General features: G+C 44.2%; 13 protein-coding genes, 2 pseudogenes and 1 riboswitch. Of the genes and pseudogenes, 8 read left to right on the top strand and 7 right to left on the bottom strand.

Translation table 11 applies throughout. From position 1 onward, the window contains the following. Positions 1-143 precede the first annotated feature (143 nt). From Xets_RS03860 to rppH, 5 genes and pseudogenes are all read right to left on the bottom strand, one after another. Positions 144-536 (bottom strand): hypothetical protein, encoded by a 393-nt coding sequence (locus Xets_RS03860; RefSeq protein ID WP_187651179.1) that lies wholly within the window; start codon positions 534-536, stop codon positions 144-146. Between the two features lie 2 nt (positions 537-538). Then, positions 539-805, bottom strand: a pseudogene (locus Xets_RS03855) (DUF2778 domain-containing protein); the annotation flags it as partial. Between the two features lie 422 nt (positions 806-1,227). Next, on the bottom strand, positions 1,228-1,356 hold the full coding sequence (locus Xets_RS23630) for a hypothetical protein (RefSeq protein WP_255430561.1): 129 nt from the start codon (positions 1,354-1,356) through the stop codon (positions 1,228-1,230). A 58-nt stretch (positions 1,357-1,414) separates the two neighbouring features. Further along, complete coding sequence (gene ptsP, locus Xets_RS03850; protein ID WP_187651178.1) at positions 1,415-3,661, bottom strand: phosphoenolpyruvate--protein phosphotransferase; 2,247 nt, start codon at positions 3,659-3,661, stop codon at positions 1,415-1,417. Positions 3,662-3,670: 9 nt separating this feature from the next. After that, on the bottom strand, positions 3,671-4,201 hold the full coding sequence (rppH, locus tag Xets_RS03845; RefSeq protein ID WP_099133032.1) for an RNA pyrophosphohydrolase: 531 nt from the start codon (positions 4,199-4,201) through the stop codon (positions 3,671-3,673). A 122-nt stretch (positions 4,202-4,323) separates the two neighbouring features. Then, positions 4,324-4,428: riboswitch (TPP riboswitch) on the top strand. A gap of 134 nt (positions 4,429-4,562) precedes the next feature. Between rppH and thiB the strand changes: the two genes are divergently transcribed. From thiB to Xets_RS03825, 4 genes and pseudogenes are all read left to right on the top strand, one after another. Continuing rightward, entirely contained in the window at positions 4,563-5,576 is a 1,014-nt protein-coding gene (thiB, locus tag Xets_RS03840; RefSeq protein ID WP_370588203.1) for a thiamine ABC transporter substrate binding subunit, read from the top strand. Continuing rightward, complete coding sequence (gene thiP / locus Xets_RS03835) at positions 5,552-7,156, top strand: thiamine/thiamine pyrophosphate ABC transporter permease ThiP (protein ID WP_099133030.1); 1,605 nt, start codon at positions 5,552-5,554, stop codon at positions 7,154-7,156. The genes thiB and thiP overlap by 25 nt, the downstream gene beginning before the upstream one ends. Beyond that, complete coding sequence (thiQ, locus tag Xets_RS03830; protein ID WP_187651177.1) at positions 7,149-7,844, top strand: thiamine ABC transporter ATP-binding protein ThiQ; 696 nt, start codon at positions 7,149-7,151, stop codon at positions 7,842-7,844. The genes thiP and thiQ overlap by 8 nt, the downstream gene beginning before the upstream one ends. 328 nt (positions 7,845-8,172) lie before the next feature. Then, positions 8,173-8,346, top strand: a pseudogene (locus tag Xets_RS03825) (transposase); the annotation flags it as partial. Between the two features lie 30 nt (positions 8,347-8,376). On the opposite strand, the gene Xets_RS03820 reads toward Xets_RS03825, so the two are convergent. Then, complete coding sequence (locus tag Xets_RS03820; RefSeq protein ID WP_187651176.1) at positions 8,377-10,080, bottom strand: glycosyltransferase family 39 protein; 1,704 nt, start codon at positions 10,078-10,080, stop codon at positions 8,377-8,379. Positions 10,081-10,407: 327 nt separating this feature from the next. Here Xets_RS03820 and Xets_RS03815 point away from each other — a divergent pair, with 327 nt between their 5' ends. The 3 genes from Xets_RS03815 (at position 10,408) to rluA (ending at position 16,646) form a co-directional block, all read left to right on the top strand. Continuing rightward, positions 10,408-12,756 (top strand): DNA polymerase II, encoded by a 2,349-nt coding sequence (locus Xets_RS03815; protein ID WP_187651175.1) that lies wholly within the window; start codon positions 10,408-10,410, stop codon positions 12,754-12,756. Positions 12,757-12,974: 218 nt separating this feature from the next. Continuing rightward, entirely contained in the window at positions 12,975-15,884 is a 2,910-nt protein-coding gene (gene rapA / locus Xets_RS03810; RefSeq protein ID WP_187651174.1) for an RNA polymerase-associated protein RapA, read from the top strand. Positions 15,885-15,992: 108 nt separating this feature from the next. Next, the gene (gene rluA, locus Xets_RS03805; RefSeq protein ID WP_099133025.1) at positions 15,993-16,646 is read left to right on the top strand and encodes a bifunctional tRNA pseudouridine(32) synthase/23S rRNA pseudouridine(746) synthase RluA; all 654 of its coding nucleotides are present in this window, start codon (positions 15,993-15,995) and stop codon (positions 16,644-16,646) included. 6 nt (positions 16,647-16,652) lie between these two features. On the opposite strand, the gene djlA is transcribed toward rluA, so the two are convergent. Beyond that, the gene (gene djlA, locus Xets_RS03800; RefSeq protein WP_099133056.1) at positions 16,653-17,462 is read right to left on the bottom strand and encodes a co-chaperone DjlA; all 810 of its coding nucleotides are present in this window, start codon (positions 17,460-17,462) and stop codon (positions 16,653-16,655) included. 182 nt (positions 17,463-17,644) lie between these two features. Between djlA and lptD the strand changes: the two genes are divergently transcribed. Next, positions 17,645-20,011 (top strand): LPS assembly protein LptD, encoded by a 2,367-nt coding sequence (gene lptD / locus Xets_RS03795; protein ID WP_099133024.1) that lies wholly within the window; start codon positions 17,645-17,647, stop codon positions 20,009-20,011. The last annotated feature ends 22 nt before the right edge of the window (positions 20,012-20,033 follow it).

The following is a 20,033-nucleotide window of genomic DNA, read 5'->3' as shown; positions in this document are numbered from 1 at the left end:
AAACAGATAGGGAGGAAAAATAACATCAATTAAGTTGTATTTTGGGTTACATTAGATCGGGTTTCTTCAACAATGACCAATGAAATATTTTCCCGCCATGAATTATATTTTCAGTAATAATGATTGTTAAATAAAAAATAAAACTAATACATTTCAGGAGTTATATTAAAGTAAGCCACTTCTGTTAATGAACACTCTTCTGCTGATATGATTGATGATGCGATGAAAATAACAGGTTTTTTGTGATTATCGATATACGGAATAGAAACTTCTATTGTTTGAGTGTACAACTGCCCCCAGTCTTCGAATGTGATTGGTTTCTTTCCTTTTACCAATTTATGTCTTTCAATTAGAGAAGAAGTCGCTTTCATTCGATCAAGCTGTTTATTTCTCTCGACTGCTGCATCTATCACTTTTTGAGCAGCCCAAGATTCAGTTGTAGCACAATAATCTAAAGCTTCTTTTGTTGCATCTTTCGTTGAAGATAATGCAATACCAGGAACAAATAGCATTGCAAGTAAAATCAGTTTTTTCATACTTATTCCACCACTAAATCTCTATCTACAGAGCTGATTATTTCTCTTCTTGCATCTGGTCCTACAACGATACAGCCTTCTGACGCTTCTCCTGGGTGCTCTCTACTATCACCTTGAATTATAAAAAGATCTCTTCCATACATATTATTGCAATCACATGGTTCTAAAATTATAGTCATCGGTCCCTTACTATTCGTATATCCTCCTCTAGGGATAGGGCCCTTTCCGCGTACTGATTCTGATGCTGGGTTGTTTTTATGTTTTCCTTTACCACTATAACCACGATCAACTAATCTATCATTATGATATAATTCTCCTGAATATTGATGATAAACCCAAACCGTTTAAAACTCCTTTTTAGACTCCTATGAGAATAAGTGATAATTATAATTGGCGCATTGAGTACAAAGTATTACATACAGTTATTCTATCATTTGATTATTTTAATATTCAATAAATCTCATTATTAACTTTAAGAAAAAATATCACTCATAAATCTTTATTTATTATACTAGAACATTCTTCTTTATATTTTTAATTTCAGTTAAATGAACTAAAGTTGGAATTAGGTCAGCCTAATCAATCTCTATTTGAACTTAATTGTCTTCTTAATTATTTCAATATTTATTATATTCGTGAATATTACTTATTAAAAAGTTATTCAATCCACATTGAAGGAAGGTAAACACGATCATGATACATACTGATAGGCTCTTCGTGCCAGATCGGTAATATCACGATAGCCTCTTTGGTAAGGCAATGCTGCTGCCATTAACTTGTCGTTAGGTATCGGTGAGTTCCAATCGTTCATTTTCGTCAATGATCTTTCGTGTTCTACTGGCAATACATTGCGGACTACAAATTCGTTTAAGAATCATCTAAATACCCCCTCGAATCAGGCCTCCCAAACCCTGTGATTCCATAAATTCGGCTGACAATACTTTTACTTCATGGCTGGTTTCAGCTTTTAATACCAATTCAATAAGATGCTCAAGTTCTTTGGCATCCAAGTGGCGCAATAAATACTTAATACGCGGAATACTGTGACCACTCATGCTCAGGCTACGGTAACCTAAGCCAAGCAATATGAGTGTCCCCATTGGTAAACCAGCCATTTCTCCGCATATGCTAATCGGGAGATCAAGGCGCTGACATTCATCAAAGGCGAATTTCAAAGCCTTAATTACCGCAGGATGTAAATTATCATATAGCGAAGCTACGTGTGTATTATTACGATCCACCGCAAGCAAGTATTGGGTTAAATCATTCGTACCAATAGAAACAAAATCAATCCGTTGCTTTAATTGGGGCAGCAAAAAAAGGGTAGAAGGTACTTCAAGCATCATACCAATCTGGGGCATTGTGATTGTCTCGGCTAACGTCTGCTCTACTTCAACTTTCGCTCTCTCCAGCAGTTTTCGGGCTTCATCAATCTCTTCAATACTGGTTACCATCGGCAAGAGTATTTTTAAATTGCCCGTTTGTGCATTGGCTTTTAGCATCGCCCGCAGCTGAATCAGGAATATTTCCGGTTGATCCAGCGTGATGCGAATTCCCCGCCATCCCAGACAAGGGTTTTCTTCATTGATGGGCATATAGGGAAGTTGTTTATCAGCGCCAATATCCAGAGTCCTCAATACCACTGGCTTATCAGGGAAAAGCGCCAGTATCTCTTGGTAACGATTTTTCTGCTCATCTTCTGATGGGAAACCGCTATGCAGCATAAAAGGGATTTCTGTGCGGTACAGTCCAATACCGTCAATATTATCTTCTATCTGCCGTTCATGTTTCAAACTCAAGCCTGCGTTGAGCTGTACCAGAACCCGTTCTCCACTTTTTAGCCGTGCTTGTTTCTGCTGTTCATATTCAGCCAGCTTGCTGAGAACCTGTTCTTCTTCAATGATTTGTTGGTATTCCTGGGCAACCAGAGTCTCTGGTTCAATAAAAATCTCTCCACGATAACCATCAAGAATTAGTGTCCGATTGTGTAATAACTCAGGCTGGATATCCGCCCCCATGATAGCGGGAATACCCATCGCACGAACCAATATTGCAGAATGGGAGTGAGTCGCACCATCTCGTACAATCACACCAACCAATTGTTCTTGTGGCAACTCAGCCAACAAGTTGGCGCTGAGTTCATCAGCAACCAGAATAAAGCGTTCCGGCCACTGCCTGATCCCCGTGGAGGAACCATTCAGATGAAACAACACCCGTTGACCGAGCGCCCGCAGATCCGATGCCCTCTCGCGCATATAAAGATCTTGCAAACTGGCAAACTGTTCAGCATATTTTTCAATCACAGTTTTAATCGCCCATTCCGCCACAAAACCGTTATCAACGGCACAAAACAGATCCCGCTTGAGTTGAGGATCATTTAATAGATGGGAATAGAGATCAAAAATAGCGGCGCTTTCTTTCTGTGAACTGGCAGTAAAGCGCTTGCTGATACGACGGCATTCAGCGGTTGCTTCTTCAAGAGCCAAAGTCAGCCTGGAACGCTCAGCCTGATAATCCAGCGTCAATGCTTCAGTAACTTGTTCCAACAAAGGTTGGGAGCGATCTTGCCATCCCTGTGCCATAACAATGCCATTAGAAATAGCAAGCGCCTTAATACGGGTCTGACGATACTGGTCAAACAACCCTTTTGTTTGCGCCTGAGCGAGAACAGCAGCAAGCTGCATCGCCAATGTCACCATGAAAGATTCTTCACTTTCATTAAATAACCGTCGCTCATATTGCTGAACAACTAGTATTCCCTGCAATTGGCGACGATAAATAATCGGTACACCTAAAAAAGCCCGCAGACTTTCTTCTCTTACTTGGGGAATATATTTAAAACTGGGATGGTCACGGACATCAGCAAGATTAATTAATTCGGACAAACACCCAACTTGCCCCACAACGCCTTCATCAAAGGAGAGGCGAATTGCTTGCCCCTTGGGTTTTCTTAACCCCTTGGTTGCCATCAGGTAATAACATTGCCGTTGATGATCCGCCAAATAAATAGAACAGACATCCGTGTTCATTGCCAGACACGTTTCATTGACTAATAACTCAAGCGCTTCAGACAAATTAGCTGCCATCGCAACCTTTTCGACAATTTCCCGCAAGCGCATGAGCATAGCAATTACCTAATTTTTTCTACGACGATGTAAATAAGGTGAATGGAATAATGAAACCGGCTCCTGTGTTGACATCACAATAGAAGAGAATTCTTTCATCACACGGCGATATACATCTCGTTTAAAAGAAACGACCTGCCGGACAGGATACCAATAACTCACCCAGCGCCAACCATCAAACTCTGGTGTCTTACTGCGCTGCACATTAATATCCGCTTCATTACACAATAACTGCAATAAAAACCAACGTTGCTTTTGCCCGATACAAACAGGCTTTGTATCCCAACGCACCAAACGCTTGGGTAATTTGTAACGCAACCAACTCCGGGTTGAGGCAAGCACCCGTACATCTTTGCGATTTAAACCAACTTCTTCGAACAACTCGCGATACATCGCTTGCTCTGGTGATTCCCCTGGATTGATCCCCCCCTGAGGAAACTGCCAGGAATGCTGCCCATAACGGCGGGCCCACAGAACCTGCCCTTGGCGATTACAAATTACAATTCCTACATTCGGGCGGTAGCCATCATCATCGATCACCAGACTACCTCTCGGTATAACAAATTTAAAAAGATAGCTAATTGTTTCACACTCATCTCAAGCGGTAAACCTAAACCTCTATGATTAGACTTTGCAGACGTAGCCGAAATCTCTACAATACCGCCATCTCAACGGGGTGCGGCTGTCGCAAAACAGTATTGCTGAGAACAAACCCGTCGAACCTGAACCGGTTAGTACCGTCGTAGGGATTTGAGACGCTAATCATTGATATAACAGATGTCATTTTCATTTAGCATCTTCTCAGATCCTTTGCTATCTGCTAATAACAAACATTAGTCATTAATGTATATAATCATCAATATTTTTTAACTATTGATATATGCAACTATAGGAGAGCAAAGTGTTTACGAAATTATTTTCCAGCTTTATGGCTATCAGCCTGCTGTCTCTTTCTACCAGTGTCTTTGCTCAGACAGCTCAGACGAAACCTACCCTGACAGTTTATACTTATGATTCATTTGCCTCTGAATGGGGACCAGGGCCTGCCATCAAAAAAGCCTTTGAAGCAGAATGTGGCTGTGAACTGAAACTTGTTGCGTTGGAAGATGGTGTATCTTTGCTGAACCGTTTGAGGATGGAAGGCAAAAAAACACCCGCAGATATTATACTGGGGTTAGATAACAACCTGATTCAAGCCGCTCAGCAAACAGGGTTATTCACACCGAGTCACGTCGATACCTCAAAATTGAAATTACCCATCACATGGCACAACACGACGTTTATTCCTTACGATTACGGTTATTTTGCCTTTATTTACAACAAAAATACCCTGCCTCATCCACCCAAAAGTATGGATGAATTAATCAATAGCCACCAGAATTGGAAGATTATTTACCAAGACCCACGCACCAGCACGCCAGGCTTAGGACTACTGCTCTGGATACAGGAACTCTATGGCGACAAAGCCGTTCAGGAGTGGCAAAAAGTTTCCAAAAAGACACTCACCGTCACTAAAGGCTGGAGTGAAGCCTATGGCCTGTTTCTGAAAGGTGAAGGTGATATGGTGCTGAGCTATACCACATCACCTGGCTATCACATTATGTCAGAGAAAAAAGATAACTACGCCGCCGCTATCTTCAAGGAAGGACATTATTTGCAGATTGAAGTGGCCGCTCAAGTGGCCTCAAGTAAACAGCCAGAACTGGCGCAAAAGTTTATGAATTTCATGCTCTCTCCGGCATTTCAGCAAGTCATTCCAACAACTCAATGGATGTATCCCGTTATTGATATCCCGTTGCCTGATGTTTTCAAACAACTTCCTGTTCCTGAGAAATCGCTGCAATTCAACGCAGATGATGTGGCAAAACACCGTACAAAATGGATCCGTACATGGCAAAGCGCTGTCAGCCGTTAATCGCGGGTTGGTTATTGCCGGGGGTTATTGCCTCCGGCCTGTTAATTATGGTTGCCCTGTCAGCATTCGGGACGCTGTGGTGCAATGCGCCTGAAAGCCATTGGCAGGAATTCTTGCATGACAGTTATCTCTGGCATGTCATTCGATTCACCTTCTGGCAGGCATTTCTATCTGCCGTCTTATCGGTAATACCCGCTATTTTTCTGGCGCGAGCACTTTACCGTCGCCATTTTCCCGGCAAGACACTATTTCTGCGCTTATGTGCCATGACATTAATTCTTCCTGTTTTGGTTGCTCTATTTGGCATTCTCACTGTTTATGGTCAGACTGGCTGGTTGGCTAATATTTCCCAATGGATAGGCGTTGAATATCGTTTTACACCTTATGGTCTACAAGGGATTTTACTGGCGCATATTTTCTTTAATATGCCAATGGCTACACGGTTATTGCTGCAATCTCTGGAGAGTATTGCCATTGAGCAGCGCCAACTTGCCGCTCAGCTCGGTATGAGCGAATGGCAACATTTCCGTTTTATTGAGTGGTCTTATCTGCGCCGCCAAATTTTACCGACGGGCGCACTGATTTTTATGCTGTGCTTTGCCAGTTTCGCGACGGTTCTTGCCCTCGGTGGTGGCCCAGCCGCAACGACCATTGAACTTGCTATTTATCAGGCTCTCAGCTACGACTACGATCTTGGTCATGCCGCCCTGCTTGCCTTGATACAACTTTTTTGTTGTCTCGGTTTGGTGCTCCTTAGCCAAAAACTTAAAGGCGCACTTTCCGTTGGTTATGGGCACCAACAACAATGGCGTAATCCACAGGATTCATGGCTGCAAAAATTATCTGATGGTTTACTGATTGGCATCGCGTTACTGCTATTAATTCCCCCTTTATTGGCGGTCATCGTTGATGGCCTGAACCGTGATATTTTTAATGTTTTAAGCCAAACAGCTTTATGGCAAGCCCTTACAACCTCCATCATCATTGCTCTGGGCGCAGGATTACTGTGTGTTATTCTCACCATGATGCTGCTATGGAGCAGCCGAGAATTACGCTTACGCCATTCCCCGCGATGGGGGCAAGCAATGGAAACCAGCGGATTGTTGATCCTTGCTATGCCAGGGATCGTTCTTGCCACAGGCTTTTTTCTCTTGCTGAACACAACCATTGGTATACCTCAATCACCTTACGGGCTGGTTATCCTGACCAACGCATTGATGGCGATCCCCTACGCGCTAAAAGTATTGGAAAACCCAATGCGCGATCTGGCAGAGCGTTATAATCCCCTATGCCACTCCCTCAATATTCAGGGAATGCACCGCCTGTATTGGATCGAGCTTAAGGCATTAAAAATTCCATTGGCACAGGCGTTGGCTTTCGCCTGTGTATTATCCATTGGCGATTTTGGTGTGATCGCCTTATTTGGCAATGAAGATTTCCGTACTTTGCCTTATTACCTTTCCCAACAAATTGGGGCATATCGCAGTCAGGATGGTGCCGTGACCGCATTTCTGTTGCTCCTGTTGTGTTTTGTTTTATTCACTGTGATTGAACGCTTACCGAGCCGACGCCATGATTAAACTTGAAAATGTCATTTATGCTTATGAACACCTTGCCATGCATTTTAATGTGAGCGTCAAAGCCGGAGAACGCATTGCAATCCTCGGCCCTAGTGGGGCAGGTAAAAGCACACTGTTAAGTTTAATCGCGGGTTTCCAGTTTCCAGCACAAGGTGATATCTGGTTGGATGACGAAAATCATACGCATACTTCACCTTCCAAGCGGCCGGTTTCGATGTTGTTTCAGGAAAATAACCTGTTTTCCCATTTAACTATCGCGCAAAATATTGGTTTAGGATTACACCCTGGCTTACGGTTAAATGCTGAACAAAAGCAAATGCTGCAACAAATTGCCTCTCAAGTGTCACTGGAAGAGTGTTTATCACGCCTGCCCGCGCAACTTTCTGGTGGACAACGCCAGCGGGCAGCGTTAGCACGTTGTTTAGTCCGCCATCAACCGATTTTATTGCTGGATGAACCCTTTTCGGCACTTGATCCGGCTTTACGCAATGAGATGCTGGAATTATTGGATCAAATATGCACCGAACAGCAAATGACTTTACTCATGGTGTCCCATAATCTTGAGGATGCAGCCAAAATCGCGCCACGCTCTTTGCTGATTGTGGATGGAAAAATTTATTATGATGGTGCGACGGCGAAGCTGGTGAGTGGCGAGGCTGCTGAGGCGGTGGTTTTGGGGATTGGTTGATGTTGATGTATAAACTATCCTCCTCCGAAAAATAATGAATATGGCTTATGGTTAAAGAAAAAATCCCAGCGCTGTGGCTGGGATCTTCTTTTAGTCAGCCTTCGTATTATCCCATTGATTAATAGTATAATATTTTTGATTTAATGAAGGCAGAAAGATCATGATAATCTGTCTGCCTTTTATTATGGGTATGACTAATCAGTTAGCTCAAAATACCATTCAATGAAGGAGTTAAAATCTTTCCATTGAGGTTTGAATTTTCCTTCGTAAAAATAGAGCATCTCTTGCCCTAACCCTATTTTTAGCACCTCTCCCGTTTTTCTATTATAGAAAAATCCATATTATTCTGGACGGTGCGGGTGACCACCGAACAGAATTGGTGAAAGATATTGCGTATGTCCTTAATATTGAATTGCATTACCTACCGCCTTACAGCCCAAACCTCAATCCGATAGAGCGATTGTGGAAGTATATGAACAAGTTTGCCAATAACTTGAAATGGCCGCTTAAACGGCCACTAATCAAACATAAATTACTCATTGTTCTTTATATCACCCAACCCCACTTTCTTATAAACAACTAAGTTCTCGCTATCTCGATTTGGCCTATGTCCATGCCAAAATAACGCCATCCCTTTGGGGGCGGGTTCTATTTCTTCGGATAATACAATCAACCAATCACATTTTTCAGGAGTTTCAAATTTACGCTGTTGTTGATGCAAAACACGGGCAAAGTAATAAAGCATTGGCGCTTCCGATTCCCCAATATAATACGACGCCATACAGTCATTATCTTTATACACTCCGGTCAACTTCTGTTTTAAATCAAGAAACGCCTCTTTATACCCCTTGGTATAATCAATCCAGCCAACAAATAATGTAAATACTAATCCCCAAACTGTAGCAATACCTAAAACCCAATTTTGGGCAGCGCGCAAGTCTGGTGATTTAGCAAGAAGCCAACTTTTAGCTACCCATACCGCAGTGATCAAGGCAGCGGCAGCAACGATAAATCCCGAAAAATGCATTTGATAACTCATTGGCAACCATCGGCTAAATGGCATTAACCAATGTTTGTAATCAGTGGAAAGAGATAAAAAATAACAGGCCCATAAAAATATAATCAGGACAGACCAAAACAGGGAAGATAATAGGGTTAAATATTTATAGATTATTTGCGGTATTTTAATGAAAATTCCTGTAGCCAGGATCGCCATGGGTGCAAGAAAAGGCAGCAAATATAATGCTCGACCAGAGGCTGATATTTGCAATAGAACAACCCCCAATACAACAAAGGCAGCACACAAAAAATAATGTTTATCTGACAGAATCTTAATTGGATTTTTCAATATAAAGATAAAAGCCAATATGCCTGATGGCAAGGCAAACAACAGCACCGCCTCAGGGATCATGGTCAAATTCCCCCTTGCCCCAAGATCTTCAACAGAAAAACCTAAAAAACGACCGATATTGTTATCCCAAATCCAGATTTTAAATAGATTAGGATGTTCAATAAGTAACATGATCGGCCACGGCAGGATTAAAACCAGCGCAATGATGCCTGACAATAAAGCTCTTAGCCAATATTGTTTGGTTCGGCAATGTTTAAGGAACACGGGCGCTAAGACAAGACAAATCCATAATAATCCCGGAATAAATACCCCTTTTGATAAGAGTGTTACAGCCGTACCGATGATCAACCATAAACAGGAGTAGCCTGTTTTTTCGTTTTTGATTAATCCCAATAAGCCATATAATCCGAGAGTTGTCCCTGTTATCAATGCGGTATCAGTAAACATGTCGTGGCTGTGGCGAACTAATCCAGGTGCACTTGCATACAAAGCAAAAGCTATCCATATTCGACTATCGGAAAAGTTTTTGACATCAAATACGCGACGCGCCAACAGTATAAAAAAGGAAAAATTGATCACTGAAAAGAATAAAGAGGCGGTTCTGGCTGCATCGTGCATCGGAAGCCAATGGGATAACAAATGAATAAATGAAGTCGCTGTCCAATAATACAAAGGAGGCTTTTCCATAAAAGGTTGCCCGGCATTCATGGTTACCAACCAATTCCCTGTTTCATACATGGTATGAATAATGCCAAAACTGTAATTTTCATCTTGTTTCCAGGGTGTATGTCCATAAACACCCGGCAACAAATACAGCAGAGTAAAAGCAATAAATAATAGTAAGGCTTTGATATCTGTTTGCGTCAATTTATTGGGATTATTCATCAATATTTACCAGATTCAATTAATGTTTCATTTTCTCAGTAAAAAATCGATAGAATATTACCCAATTAATAATAACAACAAAAGTGACTGACAGGCGAAAAAACAATTGACCCTTCTGATAATTTTAAAAGGTTAATATCTCTCTGGTAAAAATTTATTTATTATGAATAATATTTTTATATCCTTATTAATTAATCAAATAATAAATCCCCCTAGCTATAGAAAATATCCCAACACAAAACACTGTATAAATAAACATAACCAATGCTATGATTGAAATGCTCCCTATAACACTAAATATGGTTGGTTTCTCATAAGAGAAAGATTATGCAGATACATCACGTTGAACAAGGTTTTATCCTGACTCGTCACTGGAAAGATACCCCATCGGGTATCGAGTTGGTGTATTGGCTGGCGACGGAAGCGGGCGCACGCCGCATAACTATTCCTCACCAAAAAGCAATTGCCTTTGTCCCTCAACATGATCTGCCTAAAATAAAACCTTTACTCATACAGGAGCGGCACTGCGAATTAAAGGCATTACCATTAAAAGATTTCAATCGCCAGCCTGTTTCTGCGCTGTATTGCCCGCATTATCACCAATTGCAACACCTGGAGAAAATTTTCAAGGAACAGAATGTCCCCCTCTACGAAACCGATATCCGCCCACCCGACAGGTTTATAATGGAACGCTTTATCACTGCTCCCGTTTGGTTCAGCCAGAAACCCGACGGAAGTTATCAGATGAAACCCAATCCCGCCTATCGGCCTAATTTGCAATGGGTATCACTGGATATCGAAACCAGCCAACATGGAGAGCTGTATTCCATTGGCTTAGCTGGATGCGGCGAGAAAACCGTATTTATGTTAGGGCCAGCAAAGGGTAATCAACAGGCTCTCGATTTCAAATTAGAGTATGTTGTCAGTCGTCCGATGATGCTGGAGAAACTCAATGAATGGCTGGCACATTATGATCCTGATGCCATTATTGGCTGGAATCTGATTCAGTTTGATTTGAGGGTATTACAGCAACATGCTGAGCGCTATAACGTGCCGTTAAAATTCGGACGCAATCAGACTTTGCTCGAATGGCGAGAACACGGTTTCAAGCCAGGGCACTTTTTCGCCTCAGCAGAAGGCCGTTTGATTATTGACGGCATTGATGCACTGAAAACCGCAACCTGGAACTTTCCTTCTTTCAGCCTTGAATATGTGGCACAACAACTTCTGGGGGAAGGAAAAGCCGTCGATAATCCTTATGATCGCATGGATGAGATCAACCGCCGCTTTCAGCAAGATAAGCCTGCCCTCGCCCACTATAATTTGCAGGATTGTATTCTGGTTAATCGTATCTTTGAGAAAGCAGATTTGATGGACTTCTTATTGGAACGCGCTACGGTAACAGGGTTGGCGGTGGATCGCAGCGGCGGATCTGTGGCAGCATTCACGCACCTTTATTTGCCCAAAATGCACCGTATTGGCTATGTTGCGCCTGCCCAGCCAACGTATTTCGATGATAACAGTCCAGGCGGTTTTGTGATGGATTCATTTCCAGGGTTATACGATTCGGTGTTGGTACTGGATTACAAGAGCCTCTATCCATCGATCATTCGCACGTTTTTGATTGATCCGGTCGGCATGGTTGAAGGCCTTGCCAATCCTGACAGTGAACACGCCGTCCCTGGCTTTCGTCAGGCATTTTTTTCCCGTACACAGCACTGCCTGCCGGATATCGTCACACAAATCTGGCATGAGCGCGACAAGGCCAAACAGCAACAGAATGCGCCCCTTTCTCAAGCCCTGAAAATTATTATGAATGCCTTTTATGGTGTACTCGGTGCCTCTGGCTGTCATTTTTTTGATCCTCGCCTGACTTCATCAATTACGATGCGCGGCCACGAAATCATGCACCAAACCCGTGAGCTAATCGAATCACAAGGCTATCAGGTGATTTATGGCGATACGGATTCCACGTTTGTCTGGCTAAAACGCGCTCATTCAGAGGAAGAAGCCTGCCAAATCGGACATTCTTTGGCGCAATTTGTCAACCAATGGTGGCGAAACCATCTCAAAACCGAATTCAATCTTGCAAGTACGCTGGAGTTGGAATTCGAGACACATTATCGGCGTTTTCTGATGCCAACGGTACGCGGGGCAGAGCAAGGCAGCAAAAAACGTTATGCCGGATTAAGCGGTGATAAGGTGATTTTCAAAGGGCTGGAAACGGTAAGGACTGACTGGACGCCGCTGGCACAAATATTCCAGAAGGAACTGTATACTCTGATTTTTCATCAACAGCCGCATCAAAATTATATTCGTGAGTATCTTGCCAAGACGCTGGCGGGTGAATTTGATGACCGTCTGGTTTATCGTAAGCGACTACGCCGTAAGTTGTCTGATTATCAGCGCAATGTCCCGCCCCACGTTCGGGCAGCACGTTTGGCGGATGAGTATAATCAATTGCATCATCGTCCACTACAGTACCAAAATGGTGGCTGGATCAACTATGTCATCACCCAAGCAGGCCCTGAGCCATTAGAGAACCAAACCTCTGTCCCCGATTATGAACACTATATCAATAAGCAATTAAAGCCGATTGCTGACGCTATCTTGCCATTTATTCAAGATGACTTTATGCCTCTGCTGACAGGGCAAATGAGCATCTCTTTCGAATAATGGATATTTTTGCAGGTGACGGCTTGCTCGGCTTCAATTAACATATCGCCCCTCTAATGGGCCATTGTACTTTTGCGATCCCTTTATCAAAAAACAGGCGTTGTAAAGTGCAATTGAAAACTATCCCTATCGATAACCAATAACGATCGATATCCAACAAAAGCAGCCATCCTGCAACCATAAATAATATTGTCTAACAGAAAACTGAGCCAAAATTTATGCCATTTACTCTTGGTCAACGCTGGATAAGCGATACAGAAAGCGAACTTGGATTAGGAACAGTCGTGGCGCTTGATGCGCGCATGGTAACGTTGCTCTTCCCTGCCAGCGGAGAAAACCGCCTTTACGCACGCAATGACTCCCCTATCACTCGTGTTATGTTTAATGTGGACGATACCGTGACCAGTCACGAAGGCTGGAAACTCAAGATTAATGATGTCCAACAAGATAATGGTTTGCTGATCTATGTCGGTACGCGTCTGGATACGGAAGAAGAAAATACCTGCTTACGGGAAGTTTTTCTGGATAGCAAGCTGACGTTTAACAAGCCACAAGATCGCCTGTTTGCAGGTCAGATTGACCGCATGGATCGCTTTGCTTTGCGTTTTCGCGCCCGTAAGCACCAAAGCGAGCAGTTCCGTCTGGCAGAAAGTGGGCTACGTGGTATCCGTGCCAGTTTGATCCCTCACCAATTACATATTGCCAATGAAGTAGGCAAGCGCCACGCACCACGTGTATTACTGGCGGATGAGGTCGGCCTGGGGAAAACGATTGAAGCCGGGATGATTATCCATCAGCAATTAATGGCTGGGCGGGCTGAACGTGTGTTAGTTATTGTGCCAGATAGCCTGCAACACCAATGGCTGGTAGAAATGCTGCGCCGTTTCAACCTGCGTTTTTCGCTGTTTGATGATGACCGATATAGCGAAGCACTGCATGACAGCGATAATCCGTTCGAAACCGAACAGTTGATTATCTGTTCCTTAGATTTTGTTCGCCGCAATAAGCAACGTTTTGAACTTCTGCTGGAAGCAAGCTGGGATTTGATGGTGGTGGATGAAGCTCACCATCTGGCATGGAGCGAAAAATCCCCAAGCCGCGAATATCAAGTTATCGAACAATTGGCAGAACAAATCCCATCTGTCTTATTGTTAACGGCGACACCAGAGCAGTTGGGGCAAGAAAGCCACTTTGCCCGCCTGCGCCTGCTGGACCCAAATCGTTTCCACGATTATCAGGCTTTCATTGATGAACAACAGAAATACCGCCCTGTCGCGGATGCAGTGACGTTGCTGTTGTCCGGTGAAACCCTGAACAATGACCAGCAAAATGCCATCGGCGAACTGATTAGCGAACAGGATATTGAGCCTCTGCTGAAAGCAGCAAACAGTAATCAGGATGGAGAGAGCGAAGATGCGCGTCGCGAACTGATCACCATGCTGATGGATCGTCACGGCACCAGCCGCCTGCTTTTCCGTAACACCCGTGGTGGTGTGAAAGGCTTCCCGCATCGTGAACTACACGAGATCAAGTTACCACTGCCAGCCCAATATCAGACGGCAATCAAGGTTTCTGAAATCATGGGGGCCAAAAAGACGGTGGAGTCTCGCGCCAAAGATATGCTCTATCCTGAGCGGATCTATCAGGAATTCGAAGGTGAAAATGCCACATGGTGGAATTTCGATCCCCGCGTAGAATGGCTGATGGGATTCTTGATGGCAAACCGCGATGAGAAAGTGCTGGTGATCTGTGCCAAGGCAGAAACTGCGCTGCAACTGGAGCAAATTCTGCGTGAACGCGAAGGCATCCGCAGTGCTGTGTTCCACGAAGGTTTGTCCTTGCTGGAGCGTGACCGTGCCGCCGCTTATTTCGCTTCTGAGGAAGAAGGCGCGCAAGTGCTGCTCTGCTCTGAAATTGGCTCAGAAGGGCGTAACTTCCAGTTTGCCAACCAGCTTGTCATGTTTGATCTACCATTCAATCCTGATTTACTGGAACAACGTATCGGTCGTCTGGATCGTATTGGTCAAAATCGTAATATCAAAATCAGTGTGCCTTATCTGGAAAATACTGCGCAATCCATTCTCCTGCGCTGGTATCACGAAGGGCTGGATGCCTTTGAGCATACTTGTCCAACAGGCCGTGCCATCTATGACAAGTATTATGAAAACCTGCTCAATTTCCTGGCCAAACCCAATGAACAAACTGGCTTCAGTGAGTTTATTACCGAATGTCGCGGGCATCATGAGAAGCTTAAACAGCAATTGGAACAAGGACGTGACCGTTTGCTGGAGATGAACTCCAACGGTGGCGAGCAAGGCCAAAAACTGGCAGAAAAGATTGCTGCGCAAGATAACGACACAGATCTGGTGAATTTTGCCCTGAATCTGTTTGATATCATTGGTATCAATCAGGAAGATCGCTGCGACAATATTATTGCCCTGCATCCATCCGATCATATGCTGGTGCCTGATTTCCCTGGATTACCCAAAGATGGCTGCTCAATTACGTTTGACCGTGAAAAAGCACTCTCCCGCGAAGATACTCAGTTCCTGAGCTGGGAACACCCTATCATCCGCAATGGTCTCGATTTAGTCCTGTCGGGGGATACGGGAAGCTGTGCCGTTTCTATCCTGAAAAACAAAGCGCTGCCAGTAGGTACGTTGCTGGTTGAGTTAATTTACGTTGTTGAAGCTCAGGCACCGAAGCACCTGCAATTGACTCGTTTCTTGCCACCAACACCAGTGCGTCTTTTGTTGGATCTGAAAGGCACCAATCTGGCTCCTCAGGTCGAGTTTGAAAGCTTCAACCGTCAACTCAATGCGATTAACCGCCATAACGCCAGCAAGCTGGTTAATGCGGTACAGAAAGAGGTTCATGCTATTTTGCGTCAATCCGAACCTCTGATTGAAGAGCAAGCGCGCGTGTTGATTGAGAAAGCGAAAAAAGAAGCTGATGAAGCGCTGTCGACTGAATTGTCACGTCTGGAAGCCCTGAAAGCGGTTAACCCGAATATCCGTGATGATGAGCTGGAAGCGATCGGTTCCGAGCATAAACATCTGCTGCTCAATCTTGATCAGGCCAACTGGCGTTTGGATGCGATTCGTTTGGTGGTTATTTCTCACCAATAAACAGACATCAATAAATAGACAGCAATAACCTGTCATTCGGTAAACTCAGGGGCGCTTTCCGCAAGATGCCCCTGGGGATCCAATTTTTTCCGACCCATTGGAGCCACTATGCTGGAGTCTTATAATCCCCCGACAGATCCTTGGTTATATGTGCTGTATCAGGACGAGTACATTATGGTTGTCAACAAACCCAGTGGATTACTTTCTGTGCCGGGTAAAGCGGAAGAGCACAAAGACAGTATCATGACACGGATCCAAGCTGAATTTCCTACAGCCGAATCAGTCCATCGATTGGATATGGCTACCAGCGGTATCATGGTCGTGGCGCTGACTAAAGCCGCCGAGCGTGAGTTGAAACGCCAGTTCCGTGAGCGTGAGCCGAAAAAAATCTATATCGCACGGGTATGGGGAAAGATGGAGCAGGAAAAAGGTTTGGTGGATCTGCCCCTAATCTGCGACTGGCCGAATCGCCCAAAACAAAAAGTCTGTTTTGAAACGGGCAAATCCGCACAAACTGAGTATCAGGTACTGGAATATGAAGCTCAGGCAACACGTGTCAGGCTCGCACCAATCACAGGGCGCTCTCATCAGCTCCGGGTACATATGCTGGCACTGGGTAATCCCATCCTGGGAGATAAGTTCTATGCCCATACGCAGGCAAGGGAAATGGCGCCTCGCCTACAATTACATGCTCAAGAACTCTTTATTACTCATCCGGCTTATGGCACACCAATGCATTTTGAGTGTAAAGCCGAATTTTAACGTGCGCTATTTAAAACCCCGCTCCTTTTTAATCAAATCGTAAGCCGACTGGATGGACTGCGTCTTTTGTTTCGCCAGTTCCATCATTTCTGGTGGTAAACCTTTTGCCACCAGTTTATCGGGATGGTGCTCACTCATCAGTTTTCGATAAGCTCGCTTAATGGTGGTCGCATCATCCTGTTTATTGACGCCCAATACCTTACAAGCATCTTCCAATGTCGCACGCTGCTGCTCATGGCCTTGATAGCGCCCATACTGCTGGTACTGTCCACTGAAATGGCGTCCGCCTTCCATCATGGCAAGGAATTGTTCAAATTGAATACGGGAAATACCTAACTCTTCGGCAATGACAAACAGAACTTTTCTTTCATTAGGATGCAGTTCGCCATCAGCAAATGCTGCTTGTAGCTGAATTTCCAGAAACATGCGGATCAAATCAGAACGACCGAAGCAGGCACGGCGTAATTGTCGCATTGTTTCACGCAAAGGAAATTGAGACTGTTTGCCTTCACGAAACGCCTGCTGCGCGGAAAACCGTGCCTCACCATGCAGTTGCATTCTGTTCATCAATTGGATAGCGAGCTGGATATCCGTTTCTGTTACCCGACCTTTTGCTTTGGTTAAATGCCCCAATACTTGAAAAGTACTGCGGAAAAACAGCGCCTGCCGGGTTGGGCCTTTAGTCGTTCTCCCCAATTTCTGCATCCTGATTTTGTCAAGGATATGACCAAGCACTAAGCCAATCACAATCCCCCAAAAACCCGCACCAGATGCAATCCCAAATATCAATCCGAATAATTTTCCCCAATACTGCATATAGTCTTCAATTCCCCAATGCTCTGAGCGCAATTTTGCATTATCATACTCTCCATTAAGCTCTGTGCCTAACAACAAGATTAGCAAAGTTAAACTTTACTCTGGCGCATATCTCTCAACTACGTTAGTCTCTGAGCGTTTGCCGGCACGATGCCACTGATGACGGAACCGCATAAACATCTATGAATAAATGTTATCCTACCCTGCTGGCCACAATGGTATGGGCAGCACTTTATAGTCAGCAAGCTCATGCTGACCTTGCAGCACAATGTATGCTGGGTGTACCTGTCTACGATAAGCCGATTATCACAGGCGATCCAAATAAACTGCCAGTTTATATTCAGTCCGATGATTCTCACGGTGAATATCCCAATGCGGCTGAGTTCATTGGCAATGTGAATATCCAACAGGGAAATAAAACACTGATAGCCGATAAAGTTCGGCTCGAACAGACCCAAGAGCAGGATAAAGAACCTGTGCGCACTGTTACCGCAGTGGGTAATGTCAGCTATGATGACCCTCAGATCATTTTGAAAGGACCACGCGCCTGGGCGAATCTGAACAATAAAGATACCGACGTGGAACAAGGCAAGTACCAGATGGTTGGTCGTCAAGGACGTGGTAGCGCAGATAAGATGATGCTGCGTGATGAGAACCGCTACACCATCATGAATAATGGGATATTCACTTCCTGTCTGCCCGGTAATGATAGCTGGAGTGTCGTGGGTTCTGAGGTCATCCTTGACCGTGAAGAAGAAGTCGCCGAAATCTGGAATGCCCGTTTTCGCGTTGCTAATGTGCCGGTGTTTTACACGCCGTATTTGCAATTACCCATTGGGGATAAACGTCGTTCTGGTTTTTTAATCCCTAATGCCAGTTTTTCCAATAAGGAAGGCTTCCAATTCCTGCTGCCATATTATTGGAATATTGCACCCAACTATGATGCCACAATTACACCGCATCTCATCACGATGCGTGGTTTGAAGCTGGATAATGAATTCCGTTATTTAACCAAAGCGGGGGCAGGTACAGTTGCGCTGGATTGGATTGGTCACGACCGTCTGTATGAAGAGGATAAAAGACTCAATATCAGACCTGAGCGGGATAGCAACAGCCGCTGGTTGTTCTACTGGAATCACAGTGGTGTCATGAATCAGGTTTGGCGTTTCAGTGCTGATTATACTAAAGTCAGTGATCCGAACTATTTCAGTGACTTCAACTCACAATACGGTTCCAGCACCGATGGCTATGCCACTCAGAAATTCAGTATTGGCTATGCCCAGAAAAACTGGAATACCACACTAACAACCAAACAGTTCCAAATCTTTACCCCAAGTGAGAGCAAAAAAGCTTATCGGGCTGCCCCTCAGTTAGACTTTAATTACTATAAGAATAATCTGGGACCATTTGATTTTCATACTTATGCTCAAGTAGCGAAATTTACCAGTGTCGGCAATCAATGGCCGGATGCAACACGCTGGCATTTGGAACCAGCCATTAACTTACCACTCTCTAATGGCTGGGCGAGCATCAATAATGAATTTAAATTGATGGCGACGCACTATGAGCAAGATATTTCAGAAGCGACCAAAAATAAGCCTAATACGGCGTCATTGGAAAGATCAGTAAACCGTGTCCTGCCGGTATTTAAATCAGATGCGAAGATGGTGTTTGAACGCGCCATGTATTTTAACCAGGGTTATACCCAGACGCTGGAGCCACGCGTTCAATATCTCTATGTGCCTTATAAGAATCAAAACAACATCAATAATTTTGATTCTTCTTTACTGCAATCGGACTATACCGGGCTGTTCCGCGATCGCTTCTACAGTGGCTTAGACCGCATCTCGTCTGCCAATCAATTTACCACTGGCGTGACTACCCGTATTTATGATGAAGATTTAGTTGAACGTTTTAGCCTGTCCGTAGGTCAAATCTACTACTTTGAACGTCCACGTACCGAAAACACTGAATCTGTTTCAGGTAGCAAGGATATCATCGGGAATAAAAAAGGAACGGGGGCGACAACCTGGGCTGGGGATGTACACTGGAGAATCAATGATTCCTGGGGCATCAAAGGCGGGTTACAATATGATAATCGTCTGAACAGCTTCACTATGGGTAATGCCGTAGTGGAATACCGTCGTGATGCTGACCGCATGTTGCAGTTAAGCTACCGTTTTGTTGACCGCGATTATATTCAAGCCACACTCAAGGGAGGCGCGCCCGCTTACCAGCAAGGAATTTCTCAGATTGGTATGGTGGCAAGCTGGCCGTTGTCAGATCGTTGGGCGTTTGTCGGGGCTTATTACTACGATACCAAAGAGAAACAGCCAGCAAACCAGATGGTCGGTTTGCAATACAACACCTGCTGCTGGGCAGTCAGTGTAGGTTATGAACGCAAGATCACCGACTGGCGCTTCGACAGCAGTCAATATGACAACAAATGGTCATTCAATGTTGAACTTCGTGGCTTAAGTAACAATCATAGTTTGGGTAGTCAGAAAATGTTGCAGCAAGGTATTCTTCCATACCAACGTGCATTCTGATACCGATAAACGCAATGTAAAC

This window comes from Xenorhabdus sp. TS4 (assembly GCF_014467265.1).
In the GTDB taxonomy this organism is placed as follows: Bacteria; Pseudomonadota; Gammaproteobacteria; order Enterobacterales; family Enterobacteriaceae; genus Xenorhabdus; species Xenorhabdus ehlersii.
This window is presented reverse-complemented; position numbering and strand designations above follow the sequence as displayed.

Coding starts and splice junctions, on each gene's coding strand:
- thiQ (WP_187651177.1), top strand. CDS start 7,149: ATGATTAAACTTGAAAATGTCATTTATGCTTATGAACACCTTGCCATG.
- djlA (WP_099133056.1), bottom strand. CDS start 17,462: ATGCAGTATTGGGGAAAATTATTCGGATTGATATTTGGGATTGCATCT.
- ptsP (WP_187651178.1), bottom strand. CDS start 3,661: ATGCTCATGCGCTTGCGGGAAATTGTCGAAAAGGTTGCGATGGCAGCT.
- rluA (WP_099133025.1), top strand. CDS start 15,993: ATGCTGGAGTCTTATAATCCCCCGACAGATCCTTGGTTATATGTGCTG.
- thiP (WP_099133030.1), top strand. CDS start 5,552: ATGGCAAAGCGCTGTCAGCCGTTAATCGCGGGTTGGTTATTGCCGGGG.
- rapA (WP_187651174.1), top strand. CDS start 12,975: ATGCCATTTACTCTTGGTCAACGCTGGATAAGCGATACAGAAAGCGAA.
- Xets_RS03815 (WP_187651175.1), top strand. CDS start 10,408: ATGCAGATACATCACGTTGAACAAGGTTTTATCCTGACTCGTCACTGG.
- lptD (WP_099133024.1), top strand. CDS start 17,645: ATGAATAAATGTTATCCTACCCTGCTGGCCACAATGGTATGGGCAGCA.
- Xets_RS03860 (WP_187651179.1), bottom strand. CDS start 536: ATGAAAAAACTGATTTTACTTGCAATGCTATTTGTTCCTGGTATTGCA.
- Xets_RS03820 (WP_187651176.1), bottom strand. CDS start 10,080: ATGAATAATCCCAATAAATTGACGCAAACAGATATCAAAGCCTTACTA.